Annotated in this window: 2 protein-coding genes; both read left to right on the top strand. The window is 73.9% G+C overall.

From position 1 onward, the window contains the following. Window positions 1–1,112, top strand: a 1,112-nt coding sequence (locus ACZ60B_RS42265) for a beta-ketoacyl reductase (protein ID WP_469397238.1), incomplete at its 5' end; no start/stop codon positions are given. Window positions 1,113–1,183: 71 nt separating this feature from the next. Beyond that, window positions 1,184–7,356 (top strand): type I polyketide synthase (locus ACZ60B_RS42260; protein WP_469397235.1); only part of this gene is annotated, 6,173 nt, incomplete at its 3' end.

Below are 7,356 nucleotides of genomic sequence, written 5' to 3'. Positions count from 1 at the left end.
CCCTTGCCGAGGTACTGTCCGGCACGTCGGTCACGGCCGTGGTGCACACGGCCGGCGTCCTCGACGACGGCGTGATCGCCGCGCTCACCCCGGAGAGGATGAAGGAGGTCTTCCGCCCCAAGGTGGACGCGGTGCTGAACCTGCACGAGTGCACCCGGGAAATGGGCCTGACCGCCTTCGTGGTGTTCTCGTCCGTCGCCGGCCTGGTCGGCAGCGCCGGTCAGGCGAGCTACGCGGCGGCGAATTCCTTCCTCGACGCCTTCTCCGCACACCGGCGCCGCGAGGGGCTGCCCGCCACATCGCTGGCATGGGGTGTGTGGGAACAGCCCGGTGCGATGACGGACGGCCTCGCCGAGACCGACCGGGCGCGGATGGCGCGCAGCGGCGTGCTGCCGCTGCCACCGGTGGAGGGGATGCGGCTGTTCGACGCGGCACTGGCTTCGGACGAGGCGGTACTCGCCCCGGCCCGCATCGACACCGGGGTGCTGCGCACCGGTGAGGCACCGCCGGTACTGCGCGCCCTCGCGCCGGCCGCGGCTGCCCGGAGGACCGTGCAGGCCGGCGCCGCTCCCTCCGCGTCCTCGCTGACCCGGCGCCTGGCGGGACTGCCGGACGCCGAGCGGGAAAAGACGGTGCTGGACCTGGTCCGGGCCGAGGCGGCCGTGGTCCTGGGGCACGTGTCGGACCGTACGGTCCGGCCGGAACACGCCTTCCAGGACCTGGGCTTCGACTCCCTCACGGCCGTCGAACTACGCAACCGGCTGAACAAGGCCACCGGGCTGCGGCTCCCCGCGACGCTGCTCTTCGACCACCCGACACCTGCTCTTCTGGCCCGTCACGTGCTCACGGAGACGGCGGGGGCCGCCGAACCAGCCCTAGTGGATTCCCTACTTGCCGATCTGGACAGGGTCGAACGAGAATTGGTCACGAAGTTGGCGGCGAGTGAGACTCGCGACCGGATCGTGTCAAAGCTCCGGACCGTATTGGCGATTGCCGGTGAATCCGGCAAGACGCAGGTCGACGAAGACCCTGGTACGGGCGGCAGTGATCTGGAATCGGCCACGGACGACGAAGTATTCGATCTGCTCGGCAAGGAATTCGGGATTTCCTGACCGCTCCGGCGCGGTCCGGTGACCTCTTGCCGAATTCCGGCAATTCTTCGCAGGGGTGGGGGAAGATTTCGGTGGCGAACGAAGACAAGCTCCGCTATTTCCTGAAGCGAGTCACCGCAGATCTCCAGGAGACCCGGCGGCGCCTCCGTGACTACGAGGACGCCGCCGGGGAGCCGGTGGCCATCATCGGGATGAGCTGCCGCTACCCGGGAGGGGTCGACTCGCCCGAGGACCTGTGGGAGTTGGTCGCGGGCGGCCGCGACGCCGTCTCGGAGTTCCCCGCCGACCGCGGCTGGGACCTGGACGCTCTCTACGACCCGGACCCGGAGGTCCGCGGGACCAGCTACGCCCGTGAGGGCGCGTTCCTGCGCGACCTGGCGCGGTTCGACGCCGGCCTCTTCGGGATCTCGCCCCGCGAGGCGCTCGCCATGGACCCCCAGCAGCGGCTGCTGCTGGAGACGTCGTGGGAGCTCTTCGAGCGGGCCGGTATCGATGCCGCCTCGCTGGCGGGGAGCAGGACCGGCGTGTTCGCCGGCGTGATGAACCACGAGTTCCTCGCCGCCCTCCAGAACTCCCCGCAGGACCTGGAGGGTTATCTGGGAACGGGTACCTCGGGCAGTGTCGCCTCCGGCCGGGTGGCCTACACCTTCGGACTCGAAGGCCCGGCCGTCACGGTCGACACGGCCTGCTCGTCGTCCCTGGTGGCCCTGCACCTGGCCGTCCAGTCGCTGCGCAGCGGCGAGTGCTCGCTGGCCGTGGCGGGCGGTGTCACCGCGATGGTCGGCCCCGCCACCTTCGTCGGCTTCAGCCGCCAGCGCGGACTGGCGCCCGACGGCCGCTGCAAGGCGTTCGCGGCCGGTGCCGACGGCACCGGCTGGGGCGAGGGCGCCGGCCTGCTGCTCGTGGAGCGCCTCGCGGACGCCCGCCGCAACGGACACGAGATCCTCGCGGTCGTCCGGGGCTCCGCCGTCAACCAGGACGGCGCGTCCAACGGCCTGACCGCCCCCAACGGCCCCTCCCAGCAACGGGTGATCCGCCAGGCCCTGGCCGCCGCCCGGCTCACCACCGCACAGGTCGACGCGGTGGAGGCGCACGGCACGGGCACCCGGCTCGGCGACCCGATCGAGGCGCAGGCGCTCCTCGCGACGTACGGGCAGGACCGTCCCGGCGACAAGCCGCTGTGGCTGGGCTCGGTCAAGTCCAACATCGGTCACACCCAGGCCGCGGCCGGTGTGGCGGGCATCATCAAGATGGTCATGGCCATGCGCCACGGCGAACTGCCGCGCACGCTGCACGTCGACGCGCCGTCCCCGCACGTCGACTGGTCGGCGGGCGCCGTACGGCTGCTCACCGAGCGCACGCCCTGGCCGGCGTCGGACCAGCCGCGCCGGGCCGGCATCTCCTCCTTCGGGATCAGCGGCACCAACGCGCACACGATCATCGAGGAAGCCCCGTCGGCCGAAGCGTTCGCACAGGACACCGAGGCCCCGGAAGCGCCGGAGGAAAGCGCCGTCGTCATCCCGGACGTCGCGCGCCCGGCCGCGGGCGGACCGGTGCCGTGGGTGATCTCCGGCAGGACCGAGGAGGCCCTGCGCGCACAGGCCGAACGCCTGCTGTCCCGCACGGACGCCGAAGTCCCCCCGCTCGACGTCGCGTTCTCGCTCGCCACGACGCGCACGGCCCTGGAGCACCGCGCCGTGGTCCAGGGCGAGACGCCGGCGGAACTCGCCGAGGGACTGCGGGCCGTGGCCTCCGGTTCCCCGGCCCGGGGCGTCGCGCGCGGCCTCTCCGGCACCGGCGGGCGCGTCGGGTTCCTCTTCTCCGGCCAGGGATCGCAACGCCTGGGTATGGGGCGCGAGCTGTACGCGGCGTACCCCGTGTTCGCCACGGCGTACGACGAGGTCTGCGCGCACCTCGACGCCGTGGTCGACGTCGACTCGGAGGAGCTCCACCGGACGGGTTCGGCGCAGCCCGCGCTCTTCGCGTTCGAGGTGGCGCTGTTCCGACTCCTGGAGTCGTGGGGTGTGCGGCCGGACTACGTGGCGGGTCATTCGGTGGGTGAGATCGCGGCCGCGCACGTGGCCGGGGTGTTGTCGCTCGAGGACGCGGCGAGGCTGGTGTCGGCGCGTGCCGCGCTGATGCAGGCGCTGCCGGTCGGCGGGGCGATGGTTGCCGTCCAGGCCGCCGAGGACGAAGTCCTTGCGCATCTCGTCGACGGTGTCGGCATCGCGGCGGTCAACGGTCCGCGGTCGGTCGTGGTGTCCGGCGAGGAGGGCGAGGTCACCGCGATCGCCGAGGTCTTCAGGGAGCAGGGTCGTAAGACGTCCCGGTTGAAGGTCAGCCATGCGTTCCATTCGCCGCTGATGGACCCGATGCTGGAGGAGTTCGCCGGGGTCGTCGACGGGCTGGCCTTCGGGAAGCCGCGCATTCCGGTGGTGTCCAACCTCACCGGCCGTCCGGCCGAGGCGTACACCGCGGAGTACTGGGTGCGGCACGTCCGTGAGGCGGTCCGTTTCGCCGACGGCGTCCGGACTCTGCACGACCTGGGCGTGACCACGTTCGTCGAGATCGGGCCGGGCGGCGTGCTGAGCGCCCTCGCCCAAGGCTGCCTCGACGACGACGCGGTCACCGTGCCCGCTGTGCGCGCCGACCGCCCCGAGCGGGCCGCACTCGTCGCCGCCGTCTCCGAACTGCACGCACATGGCGTCTCGCCGGACTGGCACGCCTTCTTCCCCGGCGCCCGCCGCGTCGACCTGCCCACCTACGCCTTCCAGTACGAGCGCTACTGGCTCGACGCCTCACCCGCCGCTCCCGGCGACGTCCGCGCCGCCGGCCTGGGTTCGGCCGACCACCCGCTGCTCGTCGCCGCCGTCAGTCTGGCCGGCGGCGACGAGCGGCTGCTGACCGGTCGGCTGTCCCTGCGTACGCACCCGTGGCTGAGCGACCACGCCGTGCTGGGAACCGTGCTGCTGCCGGGTACCGCGTTCGTCGAACTGGCCGTGCGCGCCGCCGACGAAGCCGGCTGCGAACTGCTGGAGGACCTCACCCTCGAAGCGCCCCTGGTGGTGCCCGAGCAGGGCGGCGTCGCGGTTCAGGTGTGGGTCGGCGCGGCCGACGGCACCGGCCGCAGGCCGCTGACCGTGCACTCGCGCCCCGAGGACGACGCCGACCTGCCGTGGGTCCGCCACGCGACCGGGTTCGTCACCGTGGGTACCGAAGCGGCCGGTGCCGCGACCGGGGGCCGGGCGCTCACGGCGTGGCCGCCGCCGGGCTCCGAGCCGGTCGGCCTCGACGGCTTCTACGACCGGCTGGCCGCCCTCGGCCTGGCCTACGGACCGGTGTTCCGCGGACTGCGGAGCGCATGGCGCGCGGGTGAGGCGGTCTTCGCGGAAGTCGCCCTGCCCGACGGCACGGACACCGGTTCCTTCCTCCTGCACCCGGCTCTGCTGGACGCGACGCTGCACGCGATCGGCGCGGGCGGCACGATCGGCGCGGACGGCTTCCCCGTGGCCGAGGCGGACGGGCCGCTCCTGCCGTTCGCCTGGTCCGGGGTGTCCGTGCGCGCCACGGGCGCGTCCACCGTACGGGTCAGGCTGGCGCCGGTCGGCACGAACGCGGTGTCCTTGCTGGTGGCCGACGGCGCCGGCGAGCCGGTGGCGTCCGTCGAGTCGCTGACACTGCGCGCGATGTCGGCCGAGCAGTTCCGCAGGCGTTCCGGTGACACGATGTTCACCGTCGGGCGGGTGCCGCTGACCCTGCCCTCCGACGAGGCGGACGGGACGGCGGTCGCGTATGTCCCGGAGATCGCCGCGCTGGCCGAGGCCGACGGGCCCTCGCAGCCGGACGTGGTCGTGGTCCCGTTCCCCGACGGCCCGGAAGGGGCGACCGGGGCCGAGCGGGTCCGTGCGGTCACCACCGACGTGCTGCGGCTGGTCCAGCGCTGGTTCGCCGAGGACCGGACGCCGCGTCTTGTGCTGGTGGCGCGCTGCGACGACCTCGCGCACGCCGCGGCGGGCGGGCTGGTGCGCTCGGCCCAGGCGGAGAACCCCGGCCGGATCGTGCTGCTCGAAACCGACCGCCCGGTCGAGGCGGCCGCGCTCGTGCCCGGCATCGTGCTGTCCGGCGAGCCCCACGTCGTCGTCCGAGAGGGGGAGGCCGGTGCACCGCGCCTGGCCCGCGCCGCCTCCCCGGCGACGCAGGACGCGGCCACCGGCCCCGCGGACGAAGCGGCCTCCGTCCTCGCTGAGGGCGCTACCTCTGCCCCCGCCGAGGGCGCTGCCTCCGGCCTCGGCACCGTGCTGCTCACCGGCGCCTCCGGCGCCCTGGGCCGAACCCTGGCCCGTCACCTGGTGACCGGACACGGCGTGCGCCGGCTGTTGCTCGTCAGCCGCCGTGGCGCGGACGCCCCGGGCGCCGCGGACCTGAAGGCCGAACTCGCGGCGCTGGGCGCCGAAGCGACGTGGGCCGCCTGCGACCTCGCCGACCGTGACGCCCTGGCCCGGCTGCTGGCCGCCGTCCCGGTCGACTCCGTCGTGCACACCGCCGGCGTGCTCGACGACGGCGTGGTTGCAGCACTGACCCCGGAGCGTGTGGGCGCCGTCCTCGCGCCCAAGGCCGACGCCGTGCTCAACCTGCACGAGCTCACCGGCGAGAGCACGAGGTTCGTGCTGTTCTCCTCCGCGGCGGGCGTCTTCGGCAACCCCGGCCAGGGCAACTACGCCGCGGGCAACGCCTTCCTCGACGCCTTCGCACGGTACCGCCGCGGCCAGGGGCGGCCCACGGTCTCGCTGGCGTGGGGTTTGTGGGAGCAGGAGGGCGCCATGGCCGACGCCCTCGACGCGACGGGCAGGTCGCGGATGGCGCGCTCCGGCATCCTGCCGCTGGCCACGGAGGATGGCCTGAGGCTGTTCGACGCGGCTCTCGCCTCCGACGAGCCGGTGCTCGTCCCCGTCCGTCTCGACACCGCCGCCCTGCGCGACCGGGAGGCGGAAACCGTACTGCCCCTGCTGCGCGGACTCCTCCGCGTCTCCATACGCGGAGCGGCCCAGCGCGCCGCCACCGGATCCCTGGCCGAACGCCTCGCAGGACTGGCCGCCGACGAGCGCGACGAGGCCCTCCTGGAACTGGTCCGGGCCGAGTCCGCCGCCGTGCTCGGTCACTCCTCGTCCCGGGCCGTACAGCCCGCGCACGCCTTCCAGGACCTGGGCTTCGACTCGCTGACGGCCGTGGAACTGCGCAACCGGCTCTCCACCGCCACCGGCCTGCGTCTGCCCGCCACCCTCGTCTTCGACCACCCCACCCCCGCCGCCCTCGCCCGGCACATCGGCACCGAACTCCTCGGCGAGGCCCCGGCCGCCACGGCCGCGACCCCGGTGCGGCAGGCCGCGGCCGCCGCCGACGAGCCGATCGCCATCGTCGGCATGAGCTGCCGTCTCCCGGGCGGGGTCCGCTCGCCGGAGGACCTGTGGCGGCTGGTGGCCTCCGGCCGGGACGGCATCTCCCGGTTCCCGGACGACCGCGGCTGGGACGTCGACGGGCTCTACGATCCCGACCCCGAGCGCCTCGGCAAGTCCTACGCGCGCGACGGCGGCTTCCTGCACGAGGCGGCCGAGTTCGACGCCGGCTTCTTCGGCATCAGCCCGCGCGAGGCCCTGGCGATGGACCCGCAGCAGCGGCTGCTCCTGGAGGCGTCCTGGGAGGCGTTCGAACGCGCCGGGATCGACCCGACGACGGTCCGGGGCAGCCGTACCGGCGTCTTCACGGGCCTGATGTACCACGACTACGGCCAGGGCCCGCGCGACCTGGCCGAGGGCGTCGAGGGACTGCTCACCACCGGAGTCTCCGGCAGCGTCGCCTCCGGGCGCGTGTCCTACACGTTCGGCCTGGAGGGTCCGGCGGTCACGGTCGACACGGCGTGCTCGTCGTCGCTCGTCGCCCTCCACCTGGCCGTCCAGGCGCTGCGGAGCGGCGAGTGCACGATGGCACTGGCCGGCGGTGTCACCGTCATGGCCGGTCCGACGGTCTTCGTGGAGTTCAGCAGGCAGCGCGGCCTGGCCCCCGACGGCCGGTGCAAGGCGTTCGCGGCCGGTGCCGACGGCACCGGGTGGGCGGAGGGCGTCGGCATGCTGCTGGTGGAGCGGCTGTCCGACGCCCGCCGCAACGGGCACCGGGTGCTGGCGGTGGTTCGCGGAAGCGCGGTGAACCAGGACGGTGCGTCCAACGGTCTGACCGCGCCCAACGGCCC

The sequence above is a fragment of the Streptomyces sp. NPDC104096 genome, from assembly GCF_055584385.1.
Note: the sequence above shows the minus strand (reverse complement) of the source record. Positions and strands in the feature narration are given on the sequence as shown.